Raw genomic sequence first — 24,157 nt, forward strand, 5'->3', positions numbered from 1 at the left:
CCGCTTGGGCGGGATATGTCAAGCGAAACCCGGGGGAGAAATCCGGCGCAGCCTGGGATGGGCGCGGGCGATGCGGCCGCTACACCCTCTCGAAGATCGCGGCCACCGCCTCGCCGCCGCCGATGCAGAGGGAGACCAGGCCGTAGCGCTTCCGGCTGCGTCTCAACTCACGCAGCACCGTGGCGATGAGCCGGCCGCCGCTGGCACCGATGGGATGCCCGATGGCGCAGGCTCCGCCGTTGACGTTCACCTTGCGGGCGTCGAGTCCCAATTCCCTGATCGCGATGAGGGGTACCGCGGCGAAGGCCTCGTTGATCTCGAAGAGCTCCACCTGTTCGAGGTCGAGGCCCGCCCTGGCGCAGACCGCCTTGATGGCGCCGACCGGGGCGTCGGTGTAGTGGTCGGGGTGCATGCTCCAGGTGGCGTAGGCGACCAGCCGTGCCTTCGGGGCGAGCCCGAGACGCTCGACGGCCTCCGCGCCGGCAAGAAGGGCGAAGGCGGCGCCGTCGTTGATGGTGGAGGCGTTGCCGGCGGTGATGGTCCCCTCGTGGCCGAAGGCCGGTTTAAGGTCCGCCAGCCGCGCCATGTCCGAGCGGAACGGTTCCTCGTCCTCGCCGACCACCTCCTTGCCGTGGCGCCCCTTTTTAACGACCGGTACGATCTCGTCGGCGAAGATCCCCTCGCTCACCGCCTCCTGCGCCAGCCGGTAGGAGCGCAGCGCGAATTCGTCCTGCGCTTCGCGCCCGAGCGCGTGCCGTTTCACGGCCTCCTCGGCGATCTCCCCCATGTGCCGCCCCGAGTACGGGTCCTGCAGGCCGTCGTACAGCATCAGGTCCAAGAGCTGCCCGTGCCCCATGCGGTATCCGTAGCGCGCCTTCTTGAGGAGGAAGGGGGCCTGGGACATGCTCTCCATGCCGCCTGCCAAAACGATCTCCGCGTCACCGAGGGCGATGGCCCCGGCACCCAGCATGACGGCCTTTAACCCGCTGCCGCAGACCTTGTTGATGGTCATGGCGTGGGTGGTATCCGGGATGCCGGCCCGCCGCATCGCCTGGCGCGCCGGCGCCTGGCCGCAGCCGCCGGAAAGGACCTGGCCGACGATAACCTCGTCCACCGTTTCCGGGGCGACCCCGCCGCGCTCTAAAAGGGCCTGCAGCACCGGGGCCGCCAGGGCCGGCGCCTCCAGGTCGGCAAGCGCTCCGCCGAAGGAACCGAAAGGAGTTCTCAAAGCCTCGACCACGAATACCTCTTTCATGCCACCTCCCCCGGACTGCCCCTCGCCGCAACCGCCCCTCGCCCTGCCCCTTTCCAACGGAGGGGATGTGGAGGGATGCGACAGAAGATCCGGCCAAGTCACGTAAGCGAATACAATGTACCCGTTTTTCGGCACATCTCCAGCCGCGACTGGCAAAACAGCTGTGCCGCAGGCAAAAAAAAGGCAGCCCGGTCGGGCTGCCTTTGGTGGACGAGGTCAAGTATATAGCGTCACAGGTAGACGATGTCGTCGGGGAGGTCGCTCAACCTGACACCACCGCGCTCAGTGACGGCGAAGGTGTTCTCTATGCCGATGACACCCTTGCCCGGAAAGACGAACTTCGGCTCTATGGCCAAGGTCTGGCCGGCTTTGAGCGCCACCTTGAATCCTTGTGCCAGTACCGGGAATTCGTCCAGCTCCAGCCCCACCCCGTGGCCGACGAAGCGCGCGTTCTCGCCGGGCGCCCCCATGAAGTGGTCGGAGAGACCGGCCTGCTGCGCCATCTCGGCGGCCTTTAGGAAGAGCTCCTCGCAGATCGCCCCCGGCTTCAGGTTCTGCGCCAGGTACTCCTGGATGGCGAGCGCGGTCTGGAAGGCCCGCTCAAGCTCCGGGTCGAGCGTGCCGATCACGAAGAACCTGGTCATGTCGATGATGTAGCCGTTGAAGACGCCGGTGTAGTCGATGAGGATCGGGGCGTTGTCGGGGATGAGGGCGGCGGAGGCCCCGTGCGGCGAGGCGCTGGACATCCCCTGCCCGGTGACCGCGCCGTCGAAGAAGCCGGTGTCGCCGGCGGTGGCCGAGGAGACCGCCAGTCCCTGGAACAGCTCCTGGTTGAAGGCGCGCATGCGCACGTACCCCTCTCCCCCCGCCTTTCTCAGCCGGCACTCGAACTCGGCGGCCAGGTCGATTTCGCGCATGCCGGCCCTCAGAAAGCCGGGGACTTCGCGGAAGACGCCGGACAACTGCTGTCCGCAGTAGCGGATCTGCTCCAGTTCCCACTCCGACTTGACCGACCTGATCTCGCGGTTGATGGCGGAGACGTCGACGAAGTCGCGGCCGGGAAGGAGCTTCAGGTAGTAGTTGTACTGCTGTACCGGTGCCACGTCGAAGGTGAAGCCGACCGTGCGCACCCCCTCCTCGAACTCACCGGGGAACTCCTTGCTGGAAGGAAAGGGGCGGGTGTCTTCGATGCAGCTTTCCTGCTTCCCCCGGGCGAAGCTCTTCCGGACCCAAAGGCGCGGCTCTCCGGCAGCCGGGACCCAGAGGGTCGAGTTCTGCCGGGTGCCGGAAAAGTAGTAGACGTCGATCGGGTAGATGAACAGCGCGCCGTCGATATCCTTTTCCCGCAGCGCCTCTTGCAGCCTGGCGATCCTGTGTCGCGATTCCTCCCTGGTCAGCATCCGTCCTCCCCTGCCGTGTGCCGGCCTTAGCCGAGCGTGAAGAAAAAAGTGGCGCCCTTGCCGGGCGCGGCCTCGGCCCAGATGTGGCCGCCGTGGCGCTGGATGATACGCTGCACGCTGGCCAGCCCGATGCCGGTCCCCTTGAAGTCATCGGAGTCGTGCAGGCGCTGGAACGGCTTGAACAGGCTCCCGGCACGGCTCATGTCGAACCCGGCGCCGTTGTCCCGCACGAAGAAGGCCTCCCTCCCCTGGTGTTGGACGGTACCGAACTCCAACCGGGTCTCCTGCTTTTTGGCCGAGTACTTCCAGGCGTTGCCCAGGAGGTTGTCCAGCACCACCCGCAGCAGTTGCGGGTCGGCGTCCGCGCGTACCCCCGGCTGGACCACGCACTCAGCGCGGCGCTGCGGGTCGGAGAGCCTGAGCTCGGCGAGGATCTCCTGGGCCAGCTCGCTCACGTCCACCTGCTCCCGGTTCAGCGAAACGCTGTAGCGGCGCGAAAAGTTGAGCAGGGTGTCGATCAGGTGGTTCATCTTGATGCTGCCGTTGATGATCTCCTGCACGTACTCCCTGCATTGCGGTTCGAGCTGCTGCCCGTAGAGCTCCATGATCACTTGGGCGAAGCCGTTGACGGCGGTCAGCGGGCGCCTCAGGTCGTGGGACACCGTGTAGTTGAACGCCTCCAGCTCCTCGTTGGCGGTCTCGAGTTCCATGGCGCGCGCGGAGAGATGGGTGTGCAGCACCTCGATCTCCTCCGCCGCCTGCTTCCTGCGGGTGACGTCGGAGATCATGGCGAAAGAGCCCTGGAATACGCCGCTGGCGTCGTGGATCGGCTTGGCCGAGACGCTGGCCCAGACCCTGGAGCCGTCCTTGCGCACCAGGATGGTTTCGTACTGCTCGGAGATGCCGTTCTCGCGGCTTTTCTGGCGGGCGGCGGTTTCGTCGTGCAGCGCCTTGTCCACGAACTCCAGGAAGGAGCGCCCCATCAACTCGGACACCTCGTATCCCAGCATCTCGGCGAACTGCAGGTTCAGGTAGGTGAGGCAGCCGGTGCGGTCAGCGGCGACGATCGATTCCTGGGAGGTCTCCACGATCAACCGGAAGCGGGCCTCACTCTCCTTGAGCGCCTTTTCGGCCGCCTTCCACTCGGTGACGTCGACCATGACGGCCAGAGAGCGGGCGATGTTGCCGGCCGCGTCCCGCTCCGCCCCGGCACTCAGCAGGACATCGATCACCCCGCCGTTCTTCTTGATCAGCTGGTATTCGACGTTGCGGCAAACGCCGGTGCGGAAAAATTCAGGGAGCACCACCTCGACGGCGTGGCGCCGCGACTCCGGGGTCAGGAAGTCGCTGGAGCGACGGCCGAGCACCTCCTCGCGGCTGTAGCCCAGCACCTCGGTCCAGTAGTTGCTGACCCCGAGCAGCAGGCCGTCGCGGTCGATGGAGTGCAGCATGACCGGGGTGTCGTTGTAGAGGCAACGGAAGCAGTGCTGGCTTTCGTCCTGCCCCTCCAAGGCTTTCTGGTGCGCCACCAGCACCCGGCGCAGGTCCGCGTTTTCGGCCCGCAGCCTGGCCACCTCGGCCTGGAGGTCGCCTCCGGTTGTCACTTCGTCTGTCATAGCAACTCCGGCACTGGACGTAACGTTGGTCTGGATTGTTTACGCCTTGTCGGGCTAGCTGTCAACTGAATTCACCCTGCAAAGTGGCTGGAATTGCAAGGCAACCAGACCAGCCGACCATGCCGCGGCGTCCAAGCGCTTTTTTTGTATACAGGGTGCACCCCGCTCTTTATTTCCGGGAAAAAGTCTGCTAAGGTAGCTGCTGCTTTACGTGCACGTAAACCAGACGAGGAGATTCAGAGTGTCCAATGCAACCGTACTGAAAGCTTGTGAACAGACCGAGATAGACCTGAGCGGGGCCGAAGACTGGGTTCCGTTCGACGCGCCGGCCCTGGTGGGAGACTCGCTGCGCTTTGTTTCCGGCGACTCCCGGGGCGACCGATTCCGTGCCCGTTATTACCGTGACGCGGAGCAGCACCTGCACGCCCGTTTCTGGCTCGGGCCCGAGGCGGAGGGGCCTCCGGGACATGCCCACGGCGGCGCCGTGGCGGCCATCATGGACGAGGCCCTCGGTCTCGCCGCCTGGGCCGCCGGTTACCCCATCGTGGTCGGCAACCTCAACGTGAGCTTCCGCAACATGCTGCCGCTCAGGAAGGTGGTGACGGTGGAAAGCAGGGTGGTTTCCGTCGAGGGAAGAAAGATCATGGTGCACGGCCGCATCTTCCGCGGCGACACCACCTTCGCCGAAGCCCAGTGCCTGTGCATCACCATCCCCGGTAAATAGGCAACTTCCGTCTCCGCGGCGGCACGCCGCCGCGGACCCCCTCCCGACCCCCCTCCCGTTCAGCGGTCACACTTCCCGCTACCGCGCACGACTCTCCGCACCGTCCCTCTTTTTCGCAACAGTAACGTTCCAATTTCCCATTCAATATTCCGCACAGATTGCCGATAAATCTTTCCGAGGGTGTCATAGCACATCGGCAACTCTATCAGATCGCAACCTGACAGGCTGCAAAGGGAGAATGGAATGAGCATCAAAAGGTTCAAAGACTGGAGCATCGCGGCCAAAGTACTGAGCATCTCACTCGCCACCGTGGTCATCATAGCGGCAGTGAACTTCTTATACTTGTTGCCTACGATGCAGGACAGGATCCTGGCGGAAAGGGAGGACACCCTGAAAGCGGTGGTCGACCTGCCGGTCGAGTTGATCGCGGAGTACGACCAGCGGGTCCAGAAAGGGGAGTTCACCCTGGAGGAGGCTAAGAAGCGCGCCATGGAGCGCATCAGGAACATGCGCTACGGGGATAACGAGTACTTCTGGATCAACGACCTGAACGCGGTCATGCTCATGCACCCCATCAAGCCGGAACTAAACGGCAAGGACCAGAGCACCACCAAGGACCCCACCGGCAAGCAGCTCTTCGCCGAGATGGCCAACGTCGCCAAAAACCAGGGAGGGGGGGTGGTCGAATACCGCTGGCCCAAGCCGGGATCCACGGTCCCCGTGGGTAAGCTCTCCTACGTCAAGCTGTACAAGCCCTGGGGATGGGTGGTCGGCACCGGCCTGTATATGGACGACCTGCATCAGGTGATCGCGGGGATGCGCTGGAAGATGGCGGGCATCACCCTCGCGATCGCGGTCGTGGTGCTGCTGCTGGGTTACCTGGTCGCCAGGCGCATCAGCGGAAACATCAACAAGCTGATCAAGGTCGCCGACGAGTTGGCGCTGGGCAACGTGGACCTGGTCATCGAGAGCGATTCGCGGGACGAGGCCGGGAACCTGGCCCATGCCTTCGGAAAGATGATCGAAAACATCGCTGAGGCGGCCAGGGCGGCGGAGAAAGTGGCAGCAGGCGATCTGTCGGTCAAACTGCAACCCAAGTCCGACAAGGATGTTCTGGCCATAAACCTCAACGTCACCATCGCCGCGGTTCAGGCCATGGCCGCCGACGCCAACATGCTTGCCAGGGCCGCCATGGAGGGGAGGATCACCGAGCGCGCCGACGCCACCCGGCACCAGGGCGAGTACCGCAGGATCATCGAGGGGGTCAACGCCACCATCGCCCGCCTGGTCGGGCTCCTGGACGCCATGCCGGCGCCGGCCATGATCATCGACCGGGACTTCAGCGTCATGTACATGAACGAACTCGGCGCCAAGGTGGGGGGCAAGACCCAGGCCCAGGTCATCGGCACCAAGTGCTACGACCACTTCAAGACCAGCGACTGCGGCAGCACCAACTGCGCCTGCGGCAAGGCGATGCAGACCGGGTCCATGGCGAATTCCGAGACCGACGCCCACCCGTCGGCGGGGCTTGACCTCGACATCGCCTACACGGGCCTGCCGATCCACGACGACAGCGGCCGGGTGATAGGGGCCTTCGAAGTGGTGACCGACCAGACCGCGGTCAAGCAGGCGGCCCGGTTGGCCAAGAAGATCAGCGACTACCAGGGACAGGAAACCAGGAAACTGGTGCACGGCCTGGACAAACTGGCCAAGGGACAAGTCGACTTCTCCATCGCTACCGCGGAGGCGGATGCCGATACCACCGAGGCGAAGCAGATCTTCGACGCCCTCGCCACCGCGGTGAACGGCTGCGTCGATGTGATCAAGACCCTGAACGCCGACACGGCGCACCTGGCCCAGGCGGCGCTCGAAGGGAGGCTCACCTCCCGCGCCGATGCGCACAAACACCAGGGGGCCTACCGCGACATCGTGCAGGGTGTGAACGACACGCTCACCACCATGGTCGGGTTCATGGACAACATGCCCGCGCCCGCCATGATCATCGACAACGAGTTCAACGTCCTGTACATGAACCAGTTGGGCGCCAAGGTCGGCGGCAAAAGCCAGGCGCAGGTCATCGGCACCAAATGCTACGACCACTTCAAAACCGGCGACTGCAGAACGTCCAACTGCGCCTGCGCCCAAGCTATCACCTCCGGGCTGGAAGCGACCCACGAGACCGACGCCCACCCCTCGGCCGGCCTCGACCTCGACATCAGCTACACCGGCGTCCCCATCAAGGACAAGCAAGGAAAGGTGATCGGCGCCTTCGAGGTGGTCACCGACCTCACCTCAGTGAAGACGGCCGCGCGTCAGGCCAAGAAGGTCGCTGACTACCAGGACCGCGAAACCAAGAAGCTCGTGGAGGGGCTGGGCCGGCTGGCACTCGGCGATGTGAACATCTCGCTCAGCACCGACCCCGCCGACAGTGACACCTCCGAGGTGAAGCACACCTTTGACACGCTGGCGCAGGCGGTTAACAGCTCCGCCAAGGCCAACCGCGACATCTCCCAGGTTGCCCAGCAGATCGCGGGCGGCGACCTGACCCTCAAGATCGTGGAGCGCTCGCCGGAAGACCAGCTCATGATCGCGCTGAAGGCGATGCTGGCCAAGCTGAACGAGGTGGTCACCGACGTGAAGGGCGCCGCCGACAACGTGGCGTCCGGCAGCCAGGAACTATCCTCCAGCTCGGAACAGATGTCCCAGGGGGCCAGCGAACAGGCGGCAGCCGCGGAGGAGGTCTCCTCCTCCATGGAAGAGATGACATCGAACATCAGGCAGAACGCGGACAACGCGCTGCAGACCGAGAAGATAGCGGCCAAATCGGCCAAGGACGCCAAGGAAGGGGGCGAGGCGGTCATGCACACCGTGGGCGCCATGAAGGAGATCGCCGGCAAGATCTCGATCATCGAGGAAATCGCGCGCCAGACCAACCTCCTGGCTCTGAACGCCGCCATCGAGGCCGCACGCGCCGGAGAGCACGGCAAGGGGTTCGCGGTGGTGGCGAGCGAGGTGAGAAAGCTCGCCGAGCGGAGCCAGAGGGCCGCTGCGGAGATCTCGCAGCTCTCCTCCAGCAGCGTGGAGATCGCGGAACGTGCCGGCAGCATGCTGACCCAGATGGTCCCCGACATCCAGAGGACGGCGGAACTGGTCATGGAGATCTCCGCCGCCTGCCGCGAGCAGGATACCGGTGCCGAGCAGATCAACAAGGCGATCCAGCAACTGGACCAGGTCATCCAGCAAAACGCGTCGGCAGCGGAGGAGATGTCTTCCACCGCGGAGGAGCTCTCCAGCCAGGCTGAACAGTTGCAAGGATCCATCACCTTCTTCAAGGTCGAGGGGGCGGAACGCGGCACCAGGATACTTCCTCCGATGCACGGGCTCAAGCAGGAGCCGCAAGCCCATAAGTCAAAGCCGGTGACGCGCAAGAAGAGCCTGACACAGTCGGCGGCGCTGGCACCGCTAGTGACCAAGCGCAAGACCGCAGCGGGCGGGATGGCATTGGAGATGGAACAGGACGACGCCGATTTCGAAAGATTCTAACCGGTTGGCAGTAAAATACGGCAGCACCGACACCTGGTGCTGCCGTACTTTTTTTAATTTTTATCTTCAGTAACCACGACCCGCGCCGATAACAGGAATTGTCGCTCGAACTTCTGAAAGGAAGCCCGCTCAGCCGGGCCAGCCACTATTCATGGAAAAAGCTCCCTTCGTAGTGCTGCTGTTTCTCGCCATAACAGCCCTTTTTGCGTTGAACCCCGGAATCCGCAAGGCAAGCCAGCAAGGTCGCTGCGAAATCTCCAGCTACCAATACTCACAACTCCATGCCGCGATGCAACGCTACCCTGAGATCGCTGACATGGCGCTTAGTGAACTGACTGGAGAACGGGTCAACCTGTCTCAGTACAACAAGATCATGCAGACAGTCGATGTTATCAAGCTCAAGGACGCTCGTCGCATGACCGCACACAACAACGGAACGCTGTCCGTCAGAGCAATCGCGAAAAATTGAACAGATTTTTTATTGATTATTTTTAATTGTATCGGTATTATTTTTTTCGCTGGATCTAGAGCCGATACTTCCGGGAGCCACCTCCCCCTAACGCCTCAGCCTGGACCATCTGGTCGCACTACTCATAAAAAGGAGACACCATGAGCAAAAAGATCCGCAACATCATCCTCGCTACAGCTGCTGTGGCAGTATTCGCCGTTCCGGCCTTGGCCGAAAGCACCAACTGCACGGTAACCGCCCCCGAGATCCGCCTCCGCAAGACCGCCAGCAAGAAAGCGAAGGTGATCGCTGTGCTCAAGAAAGACGCCAAGGTGACGGCGCAAAGCTGCTCCGGCGGGTGGGTCAAGGTCTCCTCCGCGGACGGCAAGCTGAACGGTTACGTGGGTGGTTGGGCGCTCTCCTCGCCCGCTCCGGTCATGGTGGCCTCGACCGAGCCGGTGCCGCTCCCCTCAACCGCAGCACCGGCGGCCGAAGCTGCCAAAGAGGTCCCAAGCAACGAGAAACTCGCCATGCAGATCACCGACCTGCGCCTCAAGGTGCTCAACGTCGAGCGCGACGTGGCCATGATGCGCAAGGACATAAAGAAGATCAAGGTGGCGATGAAGCATAAGAAATAGCGACGCTGGGGACCGGAAACGGTCCCCATTCCCCTCCCCCTGCTGTCGTCTCCCTCTCCCTCTCCCTCTCCCTCCGCCACCCCCTCGTCATCCATCGTTGCAATCCAGCACTCCACCATCCGAGTGGAACATGCAGCAGATCAGCTTCGTGGTGCAGCAGACCACCCGGGCCGCCCACGATTCCGCGCACGCGGCCACCCTGCTGAGCCAGAATGCGGTACAGCTCCAGGCCAGGGTGCGTCAGCTCAGGATCGACTGAGAAGAGAAGCCGTACCGGTCAGGCCTCGCCCCCCCCCGAACGGGGCTTCTTTACCGGACGGGAAGTGGAATTGGTCGGCAAGACGATGAGGTAGAGGGTTACGCAGGCGGCGATGGAGAGGAGGAGGATCCGCAGCCACATGGCATCCACCACGACGAAGGCGGTCATCGGGAAGGAAATCCAGATAGCCACGATAGCCAGGCACTTGGCCCGGAGCGGGATGGAGCCGTGCGCCAGGTACTCCTTCAGCATCGGGCCGAGATGCCTGTGCTCCACCAGCCAGGTATGGAAGCGCACGGAACTGCGGGAGAAGCAGATGACCGCCACGAGGAGGAAGGGGACGGTCGGCACGATGGGGAGGAACAGCCCCACCATGCCGGCGGCAAGGGCGCACACACCGGTCCCGATGAGCAGGTAGCGCAGCCATTCACTTTTGACCAGCCTGACTTTGAGATGGTGATGCGGCATCTGCTCTCCACTGAGACGGCATAGGGCGCGGCCCCACAGGGTGCAAGCGCCGGATGAGTTCCGGGATCGTCCTCTTAATTGTAAGCGAGGCGGCGTGGTTTTAATATGAATTTTGTCAAGGGTTTCAGGGGCGCTGCAGCGGGAGCATCTCTCGCTGCACCAGCAGGAAGCGTCCCGTCGCGCCGAAGTCCCAGCGTTCGACCGTGCAGCACGGGGTGGCATCCTGGGCGCAGTAGTGGATCAGGTTTACCGAATTGGGGACGTCGCCGCGGACCCGCGAGGAGACGGCGGTTCCCGCGAGGACCGACCAGACCTGGCGCGGCAGGTCGGGGAACACCTCCTGGAGCGGTCGTAGGTGCGGCAGGTGAATGTGCCCCCCGAGGATCAGGTCCGCGCCCGCCTCGGACCAGGCGCGCACCGCGGCTTCGTGGCCGCGCAGCAGGTTTTTCAGGTCACTGTCCCTGGTCGCCCTCACCGGCTGGTGCGCCACGACGATGCGTAGCTGCCCCGACCTGGCCTGGCGCAGCCTGTCGGCCACCCGGGCCACCTGCCCGGGCGACACTTCCCCCACCGTGTGGCGTTGGGGACGGGTCGTATTGACGCCGAGCACCAGCAGCTCGTCCGACTCGAAATCCGGTTCGAGCGGCTCCGCCAGGACCTCCAGGTAGTTGCGGTACGGGGCGAAGACCCGGGCGGCAAGGTTGAACAGAGGGATGTCGTGGTTACCCGGCAGCACCAAGGTGGCCAAGGCGGGGACGACGTCCAGGAAATCACGGGCGGCGCGGAACTGCCAGCGACGCGCCCGCTGCGTGACATCGCCGGAAAGCACCAGGAGATCCGGCGCGTGATCCCGGGCCAGCGCGAGCAGGGCCACCACGACCTCCGGCTGTTCGGTGCCAAAATGGGTATCCGAGATGTGCAGCAGGCAACTCATGACTCTCCCTCTCCTTCGTTATCAGGCACGATGAGGAGCAGCCCGTGCGGCACTGCCTTGAAAACCAGCGGCGGGACCTGCCAGGTGATCTCCCCGTCGGTGGCGACCTTGATGCGCCTTCGGCGTAGCGGCTGCACGGTCAGCCGCGCGAACGGGAAGCTGATCACCATCTCCGAATCTCGAAGCCTCCTCAGCGCGGCCAACGCCAAGACGCCCAGCATCTGCACCACCCCCCTGGCCTTTACCGCCACCGCCGCCAGCTCTCCCCCTTGCACCGCGTCCGCTTCAGGCAGTCCCACCTGCTCCAGTTGCAGCGGATTGTTTTCCACCAGCAGGGTGGCAATGTGCAGCATCGAAGGAGTTTCACCATCCTGCAGGGTCAGCACCAATTGGGGAGGCGGGGTCAAGAGGGTGACGAAGGCTGAAAGCAGCGCCACCAGCTTGGTGCGGCCGAACTTCCGCTTGTGAACCTCGCGCTTCTCCAGGATCCGGGGGTACAGCCCCACGCTCGCGTTCACCAGGAACACCTTGTCGTTGACCAGTCCCACCTGGACCGGGCGCAACGTGCCGCGCACCAGCACCTCCGCGGCCTGCGCCGTATCGACGGGAATGCCGTGGCTGCGTCCGAAATAGTTGAAGGTGCCCTGCGGCAGCACCCCGAACGGGCACCCCGTGCCGAGAACCTCCTGGGCCACCGCGTTGATCGTTCCGTCTCCCCCCGCCGCCACCACGATGCCGTTCCGCTGCCGCGCTTCCCGCACCGCCTCCCGCGCCGCGTCGGCAAGTCCCGCGCTTTTGGCGACCCGCCACATCCTGAAGGTCCGGCCGGCGCGTAACAGCACCTCGTCAATCACCTGTGCCCGGCTGTCGGCATCCCGATCACCGGAACCGGCGTTCATCACCATGAAAATGGGAGCGTTGAAGGGTGCTTTGGGGAACATGACGTGACTCCCAGCGGATATTGGCCACACAAGGGGAGGAGTTTAGCACATGGAGGAAGGACCGCGCGGCCGTGGGTAACAAAAGAGGTTGCGGGCTCAACTTCGACGGATGTCGCCCCTTTTCACGGGCGAATAATCATTCGCCCTCCTCGCCGGAATATGGACATAATCACGCCATTTTCATTCACACCTTCCCAAAACAGCAACGCCATCCAAACTATGGGTTCCACGCGGGAGTTGACTATCTGTCGGTGGTTCTGCCAAAATCGCGGAATGGAAATATTCGCATTGATCGCAGAAAGACGGATTAAGGAAGCCATGGAGCGCGGGGAGTTCGACAACCTTCCCGGGCGTGGCAAACCGCTGGTGCAGGAAGACCTCTCGGCTGTCCCCGAAGAATTGCGCATGGCCTACAAGGTGCTCAAAAACGCAGGATGCGTCCCTCCTGAGGTGGAGTTGAGCAACGAGGTTGCCTCGCTGCGGCGGCTGATCCTGGACATGGAAGAGAGCGAAGAAAGGATGAGGAAGGTGCGGGAACTGAACTTCAAGCTTATGAAGCTGGAAATGACCCGCAAGCGCCCTCTTTCCCTGGACCTGCTCCCCGAGTACCAGGGCAAACTCCTCGACAAGCTGCAGGGATGACCATATTGCTTTATCTTTACCCTTGAAATGATCGACCCCGTTCGGTATGGTGCCAACGGAGGCCACCACTTCCCCGCCTTAAAACAGATCCCAAAGGAAACCCATGGAAAAATTAGACGAGGCGCTGGTAAACCTGCGCCAGGACATGCAGGACGGCAAGAAGCAATGCGAGTTCTACGATCTCTTTCTCAACTCCTCTTTTTTCGTCCCCATCCTGGAAGACGGTGAGCAGGAGCAAGCCGGCGGCGTGGTGCCGGTGATCACCGAGGCGGATGGCAAAGACTTCCTCATGCTTTTCAGCACGGTGGAGCGCCTGAAGGCTTGGGACCCCGCTGCACGCTTTATCGAAGTTCCGGGTCACCTGCTCGCGCTGAGCACGGTGGATCCGCTCAACTGGGCGCTCAACGTCGGTACCGACTACTCCAAGCAGTTCCACCCCGAGGAGATCGCCTGGCTCAGGGGGGCGGTCGAGCATTGCAACGCCGAGGCAGCAGCAGGCGCGCAGCAGGCGTGATGATCTTCCCGGGCGGGGTCTCCGCCCCTTACACAAGCTGAAAATACTAGATGAAGGGGCTGCCAGGTCGGAAGCCCCTCTCTCCCAATAAGAAAGGGGCAGCCGCTATGACTGCCCCTTTCCCTTTACGAACCTGTTTATGACTCGCCTTACTTGTGGCGTTGCACCACGGTCGGTTTCGCGCCTAGCTTTTCCAGCTCCGCTCCCTTCCGGGCGGCGGCGTCCTCGCTCTGGAAAGAACCGGCAGTCAGGTTGAAGGTCGGGACCTGAACCGATATCGGCCTCAGTTCGGTGGTGATGCCGAAACCGGCCAATCGAAGCTGCTCGTCCACCGCCCCCAGTTTATCGAAGTAGGATCCGGCATACACGTTGAACTTCCCGGTCTTGTCTTGAAGCATGAATTGCTCGGCCTTGGCCTTGCGCAGCTTCTGCATCATGCTCTCGGCCGCTTTTTGATCCGTGTACTCGCCGACATGGATCCGGCTCATCTGTTCTTTCTTTTTGGGGCCCGGCTCGACTACCGGCTTCATCCCGGCCGCTTTGATCTTCTTCTTGATCGCAACCATATCAGACTTCAATACAAAACTGCCGAAATCGAGGGTATAGCCGTCGGCAGAAGCTGCACTGGCCGGTGCCTGCGCCTGGGACTGCGCCGCAACGGCAGGCGCAACGGATGCCGCGGCGGGCGCCGCGACAGTTTCGTTACTCGTAGTCTTCGCAGCAGCCTTGGCAGCCGCTTTCGCAACGGCTTTCTCTTCAGCAGCTTTCCTGGCGGCGGCTTTGTCGGCAGCGGCCTTTTCGGCAGCCGCTTTCTTGGCGGCGGCTTTGTCGGCAGCGGCTTTTTCAGCGGCCGCTTTCTTGGCGGCGGCCTTCTCTTCAGCAGCTTTTTTGGCAGCCGCTTTGTCGGCAGCGGCTTTCTCTGCAGCCGCTTTCCTGGCGGCCGCTTTGTCCGCAGCGGCTTTTGCGGCAGCAGCTTTCTTGGCCGCAGCCTTGTCCTCAGCAGCTTTTTTGGCAGCGGCTTTGTCGGCTGCAGCTTTTTCTGAAGCCGCTTTCATGGCGGCGGCTTTGTCCGCAGCGGCTTTTTCCGCAGCTGCTTTCCTGGCCGCAGCCTTGTCTGCAGCGGCTTCGGTGGCAGCTTTCTCGGCAGCAATCTTCGCTGCGGCTGCTTTCTCAACGGCGGCTTTCTCGACTGCAGCCTTTATGGCTGCCGTTCTCTCAGCTACGGCTTCCTCGATAGTTGCCGGACGGACGGTGGCCGCCTTCGGAGCAGGTACCAAGTCAGCAGCCTCCTTGCCAGCAGCCGCGTCTTCAGCAGCCACTCTCTGAGCAGCCACCCTGTCAGCGGCCACTTTGTCAGCAATAGCTTTGTCAGCAGCGGCCTTCTCCGCGGCGGCCTTCTCCGCGGCGGCCTTCTCAGCGGCAGCTTTCTCAGCGGCAGCCTTCTCTGCGGCGGCTTTCTCTGCGGCGGCTTTCTCCGCGGCAGCTTTCTCCGCGGCAGCTTTCTCAGCGGCAGCTTTCTCAGCGGCAGCTTTCTCAGCGGCAGCTTTCTCTGCGGCAGCCTTCTCTGCGGCAGCCTTCTCTGCGGCAGCCTTCTCTGCGGCAGCCTTCTCAGCGGCGGCCTTCTCAGCGGCAGCCTTCTCAGCGGCAGCCTTCTCAGCGGCGGCCTTCTCTGCGGCAGCTGGTTCAGCAGCGACTTTCTCAGCCTTATCGGCAACAGCCACCGAAGCGGCAACAGTGGGTGCGACAGCTGCGGGTGCGGCCACGGCGGGTGCGGCGGCCTCAGGCTCAGCAAGCTGCGGCGCCTGCTGAGTCGGATCCTGCACCAGCTTCAGCAGGCCCGGCTCCAGCTTTTCGGTCGCTTTCGGGAAATCCTTCAGCAGCGTCTTAAGAGTCCGTACCGCCTTCTCGTCCCTCGATGTCGCCGCATAGCACTTGGCCAGCATCACCAGCACTTCCTCACGCTGAGGCGTGGTCGGGAACTTCTTCAGGATCCTTTCCAGCCACGTGGATGCGAAGTAGTAACTGTTCTCCTTGTAGTGGTTTTTGGCCTGCGCAAACATCGACGCCTCGTCGGAGTCTGCGAATGAGACGGAAGGAACAATCAGACAGGCCAGTACGATTGCCACTAACAGCATGCGTATGGTGCTCATTCAAAACCTCACATGTTCAATAGAGTCTACAGTATTGGTGCGCTTGAGACAGTAGAGAAGAGCTTTTCTAAAATTGTCGCAAGATTAGTGTACATGAAGGTCAATGTCAAAGAATAATTTAAGGAAAATCTCAGTGAAAGGATGGTGTCACGATGTCCCTATGACAGTCTCGAAGACGTCACGGCTGCTCCGCGCAATTCCGCCACGTGACAGTCGCATTTCATTGAGTACAATCTTGCAGTATGAACAGCATCGATTCCTGGCATGAAGAGCAATACCGCTCGCTGATGACGTCCACGGTACTTGAGATCTTGGGCACAAACCCCGATGCCGCCATCGTGGCACGGAGCGTAAGGACCTGCGCGGATGCAGCGGAAGAGTTCTGTGTGGATCGTCCCTTCGCCTGCGGCCCAGGTTGCGCTCATTGTTGCGTGCTCAACGTCGCCGCGCTGCTCCCCGAGGCGATGACCATCGCGCTATGGCTGCGGGAAAAGCTTAACGGTGCCGACCTGGCTGGGTTGCAAAAGTGCCTCGCCGCGCATCGTTCCTGGGCCCGCTGGATGGATGACGAGGAGCGAATCCTGAAGCAGATGTCCTGCCCGTTGCTTGACGCTTACGGCGGCTGCAGCGTCCATCCCGTGCGCCCCCTCGCCTGCCACGCCATAACCTCGCTGAACAGCCAGAGTTGCCGGGAAGCCCTCACCCCCACCGTGACGGATGATGATCGACTGGTGCCAATCGACCTGCTCCGTAAGGCGGTCTTCGACGCAACCTTCACCGCCCTCGCCTCGGCGCTGCGCCGTGTCGGCCTCGATGACCGCAGCATCGAACTCGGCACCGGAGTACTCGCCTTCCTCGAACACCCCGAGTTCGTGGAGCGCTTCCTGTCCGGCGAGAAGCTGCCACAAGCGCTCTGGTTGTAGTTGTAATAGCGTCGGCTCTTCCTTCGCGAGAGAAAGCAACTGTATTCCGGCCCTCCCATAGATTCAAAAAAGAAGGGATCAGCTTGGCGGCTGATCCCTTTTCTTTGGCTTATCCCTTTTCTAGTTGTCAGATCCTGGGCTAACCCCGGGGGTCCTTGGTGTAGCCAAGGCCCTTCCAGTCGATGCGACTGTTCTCGCCGTGGCAGTTCTGGCACCGCAACGCCTTGTCCATGGGCACCACCATGTGGTTCAGCGACCATACCGTGGTGGTTTCGATCCAGCCGTACTTGCCGCTGTAGGGAAGCCCGGCGGCCTTCATGCCCGCCGCGATGGCCTTGTCCCAGTCGAACTTGACGGAGTAGGCGCTGTCGCTTTCGGCGGGGCCGATGATGTTGGGGACGGCAACGGTAAGGTTCTCCAGGTCGTAAGGCTGCTTGGCCTGCATCACCTTGAAGGGGAAGATCCTCGCATCGGGGTCGCCGCGCTCCCCGCGCGGGGCCGAAAGCCGGACCACCTTGGTCGGGTCTATCTTGTCCCCCATGAGGACGCGTTCCACGGTGCCGTTGTACCACATCAAGGTCGGCGCCAGGTCCTTACCGAGCACCAGGTCTCCCCGCGCCTTGTCGTAGATTTTCAGCGCGTCCGGTTTGGCCGCCTCGGCTTTCTGGTCTCTGCCCGCCGTGGACCAGTCCCAGGAGAGCACGGTGGGGCTTCCCTTGGCGTAGGTCGGGATGTGGCAGGTCTGGCAGGCGACCCTTTTCATGTGCTTGTTGAGGATGGCGATCTTGTGCAGGTTCCCCTTATGGCAGTCGGTGCATCCCATGGCGCGCGGACCGGAACCGGGGGACACGGAGATCGCCTCCCCCTTCACGTCGTGGTTGGCCGCCTTGTGGCAGGACTCGCAGGTGAGCCCCTTGGCTCCCATGTGGACGTCGAAGTCACCGGTAGGATTGGCAAGGTTGGCGTCGAGATCGCCGTGCTTGTAGTTTTCGCCGCCGCCGCTGTAGAAATGACAGTTGCCGCAGGCGGCGCGGGACGGCCGCGAGATGGACTGCGCGGCGAAGACCAGGTCCACCGGCTCCCATACCTTGCCGGCCGGGTATTCCTTGTGCTCCCCGGGGTAAACCGGGTGGCCCGCCCCGAGGGGAAATTTCTTGTACGTGCCGCTGGTATCGTGGCAGACCAGGCAGTCGATGTTCTCGGTCTTGGTGAAATCGAAGGAACCGTCCTGCCAGCCGTAACCGGCGTGGCAACTGGTGCAGCCGGGGAGATTGGAGGGGACGGCGAGACAAAAGGAGTTGCCCAGCGCGTTCTTCTTGCCGTAGTCGACGATCTTGCCGTTCACCGTCTGTTTTTTGCCCCAGTTCCAGTGCACGGTCTGGGTGATCTGGTTGGTCAGCTTCTCATGGCACCCGGCACACGCCTTGGTCACCTCCGGCCCGTTCTGAAAGGGCCCCGTGATGAAACGGTGGGTCCCCTTGAGGGCGGCGTCCGAGGTGGAGGCGCAGGCCAAGGCGAGAAATAACAGCAGGTATTTCCTCATGTGTGAGACCTCGCGATCTGGATGTTTGGGCAGACGTTCAGTGCAGAGCGGGATCGGCATGTCAGCCGGGGCACCCGGCCCTTTTTCACCGGCAACACATTATATTTGATGGTTGGTCTAGTCAATGACAAATTGCGTACGGTTAACGCCCCCGGAGTGAACGGCGTTTACCATGCGCAAGGCTGCGTGCTTAAAGTGACGGATCTGCTGCACATCCCATCGAAGCTGCTACAATTGTCAACTTGTCGTAGCGGCGTGTCGTACTTGTTTCCAGGCGTCCACAGCATGCGGAGGAGATGCACTATGCCAGTCCTTGCCACAGTATTAGGCCACCCCCGAATTGGTATCGCGAGAGATCTGAAGAAGGCACTCGAGGCGTACTGGAGCGGCGCAACCTCCGCCGAGTCGCTTCTGGCGACGGCGCAGGAGATCCGCAGCCGGCACTGGTCCATGATGAAGGAGGCGGGGCTGGACCAGATCCCCTGCAACGACTTCTCCCTCTACGACCACATGCTGGACATGGCGGTCACGGTAGGAGCCATACCGTCGCGCTTCCAGCGGATCGCCGATCCGCTGAACCGCTACTTCGCCATGGCTCGCGGCGTCCAGGACCGGGGCGCCGGCATAGACCTCTCCCCCCTGGAAATGACCAAGTGGTTCGACACCAACTACCACTACATCGTCCCGGAATTGAGCGCCGACCAGTCGTTCGTCCTTAACCCCACCAAGATAGCGGCGGAACTGGCCGAGGCGCAGGCCCTCGGCATCGCGCCTCGACCGGTGTTCCCCGGGCCGGTCACCTTCCTGAAACTGTCCAAGTACGCCGACGACGTCCCCGCCGGGACGGACCCCCTGGAGCTGCTGCCGCGCCTGCTACCGGTCTACGAGGAGTTGCTGGCGCTTCTCGCCGGCCACGGCGTCACCTCTTTGCAGCTCGACGAGCCCTGCCTCTGCTTCGACCTCGATGCACGCAGCGAGGAGGCCTACCGCGAAGCCCTGTCGCGCCTTGGGCATGCGGCTAAACGCCCCACCCTGCTGGTCGCGGCCTACTTCGGCTCGATCGGCGACAACCAGCGCCTGGTCACCGATTCCGGCTGCGAGGCGTTGCACCTGGACCTGGTGCGCGCCCCGGGGGACCTCGAGGCCGTGCTGGCGGCGCTGCCGGCGGGGATGAAGCTGTCGCTCGGGGTGGTGGATGGACGCAACGTCTGGCGCTCCGACCTCGAGCAGACCCACCGCATGGTGCGCCGGGCCGTAACCGCCTTGGGGGCCGAGCGGGTCATGGTCGCCAGTTCCTGCTCGCTGCTGCACGTACCCGTCGACCTCGACGCCGAGACCAGGCTCGACCCGGAGTTGAAGAGCTGGATGGCATTCGCGGCGCAGAAAGTCGCCGAGGTGCGCCTGCTGGCCGACGCCGCTGAGCAGGAAGAACCGCAAGGTGCGGCGTTCGACCAGGCCGCCGCCGCGCTCGCCCGCCGCAGGGCGGCCGCGGCCGTCGCGAACCCCTTGGTCCGGCGCCGCGCGGAACAGGTGACCAACGCCATGACCAGGCGCGGCGCCCCCTTCGCCGAGCGAAGCGCCAAGCAGAAGCGGCGTTTCGACCTCCCCCTGCTGCCGACCACCACCATCGGCTCCTTCCCGCAGTCAAGGGAGGTACGCGAAGCGCGTTCCAAGTGGCGCGGCGGCACGCTCGACGGCGAAGGGTATCAAGGCTTCCTGCAGGGCGAGATCAGGCGCTGCATCGAGAAGCAGGAGCAACTCGGTCTCGACGTGCTGGTGCACGGCGAATTCGAGCGCACCGACATGGTGGAGTATTTTGGGGAGCAACTGGAGGGATTCGCCTTCACCCAGAACGGCTGGGTGCAAAGCTACGGGTCGCGCTGCGTCAAACCTCCTGTTCTCTACGGCGACGTGACCCGTCCCCGTCCCATGACCGTCGAATGGAGCGGCTTCGCCCAATCGCTCAGCAAGCGCCCGGTGAAGGGGATGCTCACCGGCCCGGTCACCATCCTGCAATGGTCCTTCGTCCGCAACGACCAGCCTCGCTCCGAGACCTGCCGGCAGATCGCGCTCGCGCTGCGCGACGAGGTGGCCGACCTGGAGCGGGCCGGCATCGCCATGATCCAGGTGGACGAGCCGGCGATCCGGGAGGGGCTGCCGCTGCGTCGCCGCGACTGGCCGGAGTACCTGGAATGGGCGGTCGCCTCCTTCTGCCTGGCCACCGCAGGGGTGACCGACGAGACCCAGATCCACACCCACATGTGCTACTCGGAGTTCGGCGACATCCTCCCCGCGATCGTCGCCATGGACGCCGACGTCCTCTCCATAGAATCCTCGCGCTCGCGCATGGAGCTTCTGTCCCACTTCCGGCAGCACGGCTACCCCAACGACGTCGGCCCCGGCATCTACGACATCCACTCGCCGCGGGTGCCCACCGTCGAGGAGATGACGACGCTCCTGCAGCTGGCGGCCGAGGTCCTGCCGGTGGAGCGGCTCTGGGTGAACCCTGACTGCGGCCTGAAAACCCGAGGCTGGCCCGAGATCGAGGCGTCCCTGGCCAACATGGTGCAGGCGGCGCGGCAGGTCAGGCGCCAACGTTCTCCCGGCTAGCTTTCCGGCGGCGCCGGCACCAACGCAAAAGAGGGATCAGCCGACTTCGGCTCATCCCTCTTTTTTTGCGCGGACGCGGCGCGGGCCGCGGCAGTTGCTACGCGGCTTTGACCGCACGCTTGCGGGGCGCCTTCTTCTCTTTGGGAAGGGTCGTCCTTTGCGCCGGCTTCTGCTCGACAGCGGCTACCGGCAGGAACGCGCGAGGGTCCGCCGGGTGCAGGTCACCCAGGTGGGAACTGGCGATCTTCCTGACGATCCCGTCGTTGAAATGAATGGCAACCCAGGTCGGGCAAATCTCGTTGACTTTACCGACACCCCATTGGCTCGCTCCACAGTGGCTAACTACATCACCTCGTTTGATGGACATATGATCCCCTTGCTTGGTTGGCAACATGAAAGGTGGCACACCGGCATGACCGGGTGGGCGGGCGACAGGACAGGGTCCCGCAAGCCTGCCAGGGCGTAGGCCGGGAGGTACGGCGCCAGGCGAACCTAGCGGTCAGCGCCGTTTGAAGCGGGGTTGTGCGGGTGCAACAGTGATCGGCAGGGAGGGTCGATAAAGATGTGGCCCCCGAGGTTGGTTCAAGGGGGCCACGTCCTTAGGTAAAACTGTTCGGGGCGCGTCGGGCGGAACCCGCCGCTCCGCCGGGTGCTTCTAGTTACACCCTTTTTACGTTGGCAGCCTGGAGGCCTTTGGGCCCTTTGACCACGTCGAAAGTCACGCTATCACCTTCAGCCAAGGATTTGAAGCCGTCGCCGCTAATGGCGGAGAAGTGGCAGAATACGTCCTCACCGTTCTCCTGCTCGAGAAAACCAAAACCCTTGCTGTCGTTGAACCATTTTACAGTACCGTTTGCCATGTCTTTTCAATCTCCAAAAGTGTGTTGCGAATATGTCCGGAAATCCGGAACTTTTTCCACGGTAACAGGTTAGTATTCACAAAGCAAGCTATTTAAATAAGGTCCACATACTTTCAATGCCCGTTTTTTAGCTTTTTATGCGTCACTGGTGGCAAGAAACAAGCTTTTAGAAAATGGAGTTTATGTAACATGTTCAGTTACTTACCCGACAATAATATTATAAATCCCCAAGCTCGAGGATTATTGTTGCTATTTAAATGGTGGAGGTTCAGCATTGGTAGAATTTTCGACCCAACGAAAAAAGTAACGCCGCGTGAACCTCATCGAGTAAGCCGGCTTTTTGTCAAGGAGATCTGATGGCACAACCCAATTTCAAATTTCAAAAGCGCCAGAAGGAACTGGACCGCATAAAGAAACAGCAGGAGAAGGCCCTGCGCAAACAGGAAAAATCGGACCAACCCCTCGCCGACGAGGCCGACGGCCAGGATGCTCAGTCCGGCGAGATCGAGCCGTAGCTCCCCCCGGAGCGCGACAGATGCGACAAGGTTAAATAAGGTATCTTATGCGACAAGTATTCTGGAGGCTGCAGGCGGCGGTCTTCTACTGCCTCACCCTGGCCGGCGCCCTGATACCGAGCACGTTGTTCAAGCGCTGCGGGGGCATGGTAGGACACGTCCTTTGGCGCCTGCTCCCCTCCCGCCGGGCCGTCGTGATCGACAACCTGCGGCAGGCCCTCCCCTACCTGAAGGGACACCCGCTTTGGCAGAATTCCAACGGTGAAGCAGGGGCGATCGCCCTCGAGAACTACGGCAACCTGGGAAAATCGCTGATCGAGATCTGCCAGCTCTATCATGGCCGCGGCGACCACCTCATTGCCGCTCTCGAGGTGCGCGGCCTGGAGCACTACGAGAAGGCCCGGGCCAAGGGGAAAGGCATCATCTGTTTCAGCGGTCACTGCGGCAACTGGGAGCTGATGGCGCTCGCGTTCAGCCGCTTGTTCGGTGACGGCGTCGTGGTGGCCAGGCGCCAGAACAACCCGTTCTTCAACCAGATGGTGGAGCGGATGCGCATGAGTTACCGAAGCCGCGTGATCTACAAGAAGGGGGCCTTTAGGGGGATACTCTCCGCGCTGAGGTCCGGGGAACTGGTCGGCATCCTCGCTGACCAGGCGGCCGGCCCCGAAGACGGGGTCCTGGTCAGCATGCTGGGGCGCAGGGCCTGGGCGACCAAGGCGCCGGTGCTCATCGCCCGCAAAAGCGGGGCTCCGCTGCTCCCCGTATTCATCCATCGCGAGGGGGAGAGCCACGTCATCACCTTTCATCCCGAGCACCGTTTCAGCGGGGACATGAGCGACCACGGCATCCAGAAGGAAACCCAGGCGCTCTCGCGGTACGTGGAGGACTTCGTCGCCGCCCATCCCACCCAGTGGTACTGGATGCACCGGCGCTGGAAACGGGCCGGAGAGGCGAGCGCCTGAAACCGGGACAAAAAAGGGACCAGCCTTCGGGCTGGTCCCTTTGCGTTTCCCGCTCCGCGCATGCCGGGCTCCGCTACTTGCCACCCTTCACGGGGTGCAGGCTCCAGGGGCCGCGCGTCGCTATCTGCAGCACGGTTTCCTCGTCCACCCAGGCGTTATGCACCTTCTTGGGCGGCAGCGCGAAGTAGCTTCCCGCAGGAAGCACGGTCGGGTTGTCCTGGGTCATGCCCATGGCGAGCTTGATGGTCCCGGAAATTACCGTCACCCGTTCCACGTTGTCATGGAAATGCGGCGCGATCCTGGCGCCGGCGGGGAGCTTGAGCCTCGCCACGAAAAAGCCCGGCTTGGCCATGTCCCCTTCCAAAACGGCCATCTGCGCGCCGGGTATCGCCGGCGGACCGGCGTGCCACTGTATGTCGTTTGGTACCGTAATCACCTGCTGCACCGCAGCCTTGGCGACCTTCTTCTCCGCCGCGACTCCGACGGCGGCCATGGAGAAAAAGACCATCATCAGGAACAGCATCGTCCTTTTCATGTCAGCCTCCTCAACAGCCTAAAAATCCTGGTTTTCCAACCAGCCTGTATCCTATTGTACGGCCCGCCGCCGCGCCATGCCAGACAAATCCCCCCCCGATCTCCCGCCCCCGGACCATTCCGAAAATAATTCTTTACAAGGTATGACAATATGAATAAAATTCGCACCAAAAGGTGTAAACGAGAATGTTTGACGAAATAGACATCCACATACTGGAGATTCTTCAGGAGAAGGCGAGGATCCCCAACGCGGAGGTCGCCCGGCAGGTGGGCATGGCCCCTTCGGCGGTACTGGAGCGGATCCGCAAGCTCGAGGAGCGGGGCATCATCGAGGGGTACGAGGTAAGGCTCAACCCCGCCTGCTTCCACCAGGGGCTCTCCGCCTTCGTCCAGGTCGAGACCGACGGCACCGACGCGCAGACCGCCGCGGCGCTCGCCGCCATCTCCTCGGTGCAGGAGGTGCACCAGGTGGTCGGTCCGGACGGCTTTTTGGTCAAGCTGAGAACCGCCGACCACACCACCCTGGCCAAGATCCTGCGCCAGATCAGGCCCCTACCCGGGGTGAGGTCGATCCGCACCCAGGTGGTCCTGGAAACGGTCAAGGAAACCAGAAGGGTGGATCTCGCGGAACACAACGGCAACGGCCGTCACTCTTAATACAATACGCGTTGCGCAGCT

Annotated in this window: 23 protein-coding genes; 12 read left to right on the top strand and 11 right to left on the bottom strand. The window is 62.6% G+C overall.

All coding sequences use genetic code 11. From position 1 onward, the window contains the following. Window positions 1-79: 79 nt before the first annotated feature. The 3 genes from KOL99_RS07705 to KOL99_RS07715 form a co-directional block, all read right to left on the bottom strand. Window positions 80-1,255, bottom strand: a complete 1,176-nt coding sequence (locus tag KOL99_RS07705; RefSeq protein WP_216509885.1) for a thiolase family protein — start codon at window positions 1,253-1,255, stop codon at window positions 80-82. A gap of 230 nt (window positions 1,256-1,485) precedes the next feature. Continuing rightward, window positions 1,486-2,655 (bottom strand): M24 family metallopeptidase, encoded by a 1,170-nt coding sequence (locus KOL99_RS07710; protein WP_216509886.1) that lies wholly within the window; start codon window positions 2,653-2,655, stop codon window positions 1,486-1,488. 26 nt (window positions 2,656-2,681) lie between these two features. After that, a complete protein-coding gene (locus KOL99_RS07715) occupies window positions 2,682-4,271 on the bottom strand; it encodes a sensor histidine kinase (RefSeq protein ID WP_216509887.1) in 1,590 nt (529 codons plus the stop codon). A 241-nt stretch (window positions 4,272-4,512) separates the two neighbouring features. Between KOL99_RS07715 and KOL99_RS07720 the strand changes: the two genes are divergently transcribed. From KOL99_RS07720 to KOL99_RS21790, 5 genes are all read left to right on the top strand, one after another. Beyond that, window positions 4,513-4,995: a PaaI family thioesterase gene (locus KOL99_RS07720; protein ID WP_216509888.1), complete on the top strand. Its 483-nt coding sequence runs from the start codon at window positions 4,513-4,515 to the stop codon at window positions 4,993-4,995. 243 nt (window positions 4,996-5,238) lie between these two features. Beyond that, window positions 5,239-8,538: a cache domain-containing protein gene (locus tag KOL99_RS07725; protein WP_216509889.1), complete on the top strand. Its 3,300-nt coding sequence runs from the start codon at window positions 5,239-5,241 to the stop codon at window positions 8,536-8,538. Window positions 8,539-8,689: 151 nt separating this feature from the next. Next, window positions 8,690-9,007 (top strand): hypothetical protein, encoded by a 318-nt coding sequence (locus KOL99_RS07730; protein ID WP_216509890.1) that lies wholly within the window; start codon window positions 8,690-8,692, stop codon window positions 9,005-9,007. 140 nt (window positions 9,008-9,147) lie between these two features. Beyond that, on the top strand, window positions 9,148-9,624 hold the full coding sequence (locus tag KOL99_RS07735) for an SH3 domain-containing protein (protein ID WP_216509891.1): 477 nt from the start codon (window positions 9,148-9,150) through the stop codon (window positions 9,622-9,624). 130 nt (window positions 9,625-9,754) lie between these two features. Continuing rightward, window positions 9,755-9,883 carry a hypothetical protein gene (locus KOL99_RS21790; protein ID WP_268898913.1) on the top strand — a complete coding sequence of 43 codons (129 nt, stop codon included), beginning with the start codon at window positions 9,755-9,757 and terminating at the stop codon, window positions 9,881-9,883. An 18-nt stretch (window positions 9,884-9,901) separates the two neighbouring features. On the opposite strand, the gene KOL99_RS07740 is transcribed toward KOL99_RS21790, so the two are convergent. The 3 genes from KOL99_RS07740 to KOL99_RS07750 form a co-directional block, all read right to left on the bottom strand. Next, entirely contained in the window at window positions 9,902-10,351 is a 450-nt protein-coding gene (locus KOL99_RS07740; RefSeq protein ID WP_216509892.1) for a YbaN family protein, read from the bottom strand. 124 nt (window positions 10,352-10,475) lie between these two features. Beyond that, window positions 10,476-11,285, bottom strand: a complete 810-nt coding sequence (locus tag KOL99_RS07745; protein WP_216509893.1) for a metallophosphoesterase family protein — start codon at window positions 11,283-11,285, stop codon at window positions 10,476-10,478. After that, a complete protein-coding gene (locus tag KOL99_RS07750) occupies window positions 11,282-12,226 on the bottom strand; it encodes a diacylglycerol/lipid kinase family protein (RefSeq protein WP_216509894.1) in 945 nt (314 codons plus the stop codon). Before KOL99_RS07750 ends, KOL99_RS07745 begins: the two co-directional genes overlap by 4 nt. Before the next feature lie 288 nt (window positions 12,227-12,514). On the opposite strand from KOL99_RS07750, the gene KOL99_RS07755 reads away from it, so the two are divergent. Beyond that, window positions 12,515-12,868: a DnaJ family domain-containing protein gene (locus tag KOL99_RS07755; protein WP_236025885.1), complete on the top strand. Its 354-nt coding sequence runs from the start codon at window positions 12,515-12,517 to the stop codon at window positions 12,866-12,868. Between the two features lie 103 nt (window positions 12,869-12,971). Further along, on the top strand, window positions 12,972-13,382 hold the full coding sequence (locus tag KOL99_RS07760; protein WP_216509896.1) for an SseB family protein: 411 nt from the start codon (window positions 12,972-12,974) through the stop codon (window positions 13,380-13,382). 149 nt (window positions 13,383-13,531) lie between these two features. Here the strand turns inward: KOL99_RS07760 and KOL99_RS21600 are convergent, their stop codons facing one another. Beyond that, complete coding sequence (locus KOL99_RS21600; protein WP_236025887.1) at window positions 13,532-15,532, bottom strand: SPOR domain-containing protein; 2,001 nt, start codon at window positions 15,530-15,532, stop codon at window positions 13,532-13,534. Window positions 15,533-15,819: 287 nt separating this feature from the next. On the opposite strand from KOL99_RS21600, the gene KOL99_RS07775 reads away from it, so the two are divergent. Next, entirely contained in the window at window positions 15,820-16,455 is a 636-nt protein-coding gene (locus KOL99_RS07775; protein WP_236025889.1) for a YkgJ family cysteine cluster protein, read from the top strand. A 139-nt stretch (window positions 16,456-16,594) separates the two neighbouring features. Here KOL99_RS07775 and KOL99_RS07780 read toward each other — a convergent pair whose 3' ends face one another. Beyond that, window positions 16,595-17,998 (bottom strand): tetrathionate reductase family octaheme c-type cytochrome, encoded by a 1,404-nt coding sequence (locus KOL99_RS07780; RefSeq protein ID WP_216509898.1) that lies wholly within the window; start codon window positions 17,996-17,998, stop codon window positions 16,595-16,597. A gap of 303 nt (window positions 17,999-18,301) precedes the next feature. On the opposite strand from KOL99_RS07780, the gene metE reads away from it, so the two are divergent. After that, complete coding sequence (gene metE / locus KOL99_RS07785; RefSeq protein ID WP_216509899.1) at window positions 18,302-20,608, top strand: 5-methyltetrahydropteroyltriglutamate--homocysteine S-methyltransferase; 2,307 nt, start codon at window positions 18,302-18,304, stop codon at window positions 20,606-20,608. A 97-nt stretch (window positions 20,609-20,705) separates the two neighbouring features. Here the strand turns inward: metE and KOL99_RS07790 are convergent, their stop codons facing one another. Both KOL99_RS07790 and KOL99_RS07795 read right to left on the bottom strand, forming a co-directional pair. Next, a complete protein-coding gene (locus tag KOL99_RS07790) occupies window positions 20,706-20,975 on the bottom strand; it encodes a DUF3553 domain-containing protein (RefSeq protein WP_216509900.1) in 270 nt (89 codons plus the stop codon). A gap of 292 nt (window positions 20,976-21,267) precedes the next feature. Next, window positions 21,268-21,468, bottom strand: coding sequence for a cold-shock protein (locus tag KOL99_RS07795; protein ID WP_199397015.1), 201 nt, complete (start codon window positions 21,466-21,468; stop codon window positions 21,268-21,270). Between the two features lie 356 nt (window positions 21,469-21,824). Between KOL99_RS07795 and KOL99_RS07800 the strand changes: the two genes are divergently transcribed. Both KOL99_RS07800 and KOL99_RS07805 read left to right on the top strand, forming a co-directional pair. Next, complete coding sequence (locus tag KOL99_RS07800) at window positions 21,825-21,983, top strand: hypothetical protein (protein ID WP_216509901.1); 159 nt, start codon at window positions 21,825-21,827, stop codon at window positions 21,981-21,983. 47 nt (window positions 21,984-22,030) lie between these two features. Next, complete coding sequence (locus tag KOL99_RS07805) at window positions 22,031-22,945, top strand: lysophospholipid acyltransferase family protein (protein ID WP_216509902.1); 915 nt, start codon at window positions 22,031-22,033, stop codon at window positions 22,943-22,945. A 73-nt stretch (window positions 22,946-23,018) separates the two neighbouring features. On the opposite strand, the gene KOL99_RS07810 is transcribed toward KOL99_RS07805, so the two are convergent. After that, window positions 23,019-23,480 carry a cupin domain-containing protein gene (locus KOL99_RS07810; RefSeq protein ID WP_216509903.1) on the bottom strand — a complete coding sequence of 154 codons (462 nt, stop codon included), beginning with the start codon at window positions 23,478-23,480 and terminating at the stop codon, window positions 23,019-23,021. 185 nt (window positions 23,481-23,665) lie between these two features. Between KOL99_RS07810 and KOL99_RS07815 the strand changes: the two genes are divergently transcribed. Then, complete coding sequence (locus tag KOL99_RS07815) at window positions 23,666-24,136, top strand: Lrp/AsnC family transcriptional regulator (RefSeq protein ID WP_216509904.1); 471 nt, start codon at window positions 23,666-23,668, stop codon at window positions 24,134-24,136. The last annotated feature ends 21 nt before the right edge of the window (window positions 24,137-24,157 follow it).

This window comes from Geomonas azotofigens (genome assembly GCF_018919395.1).
Lineage (GTDB): Bacteria > Desulfobacterota > Desulfuromonadia > Geobacterales > Geobacteraceae > Geomonas > Geomonas azotofigens.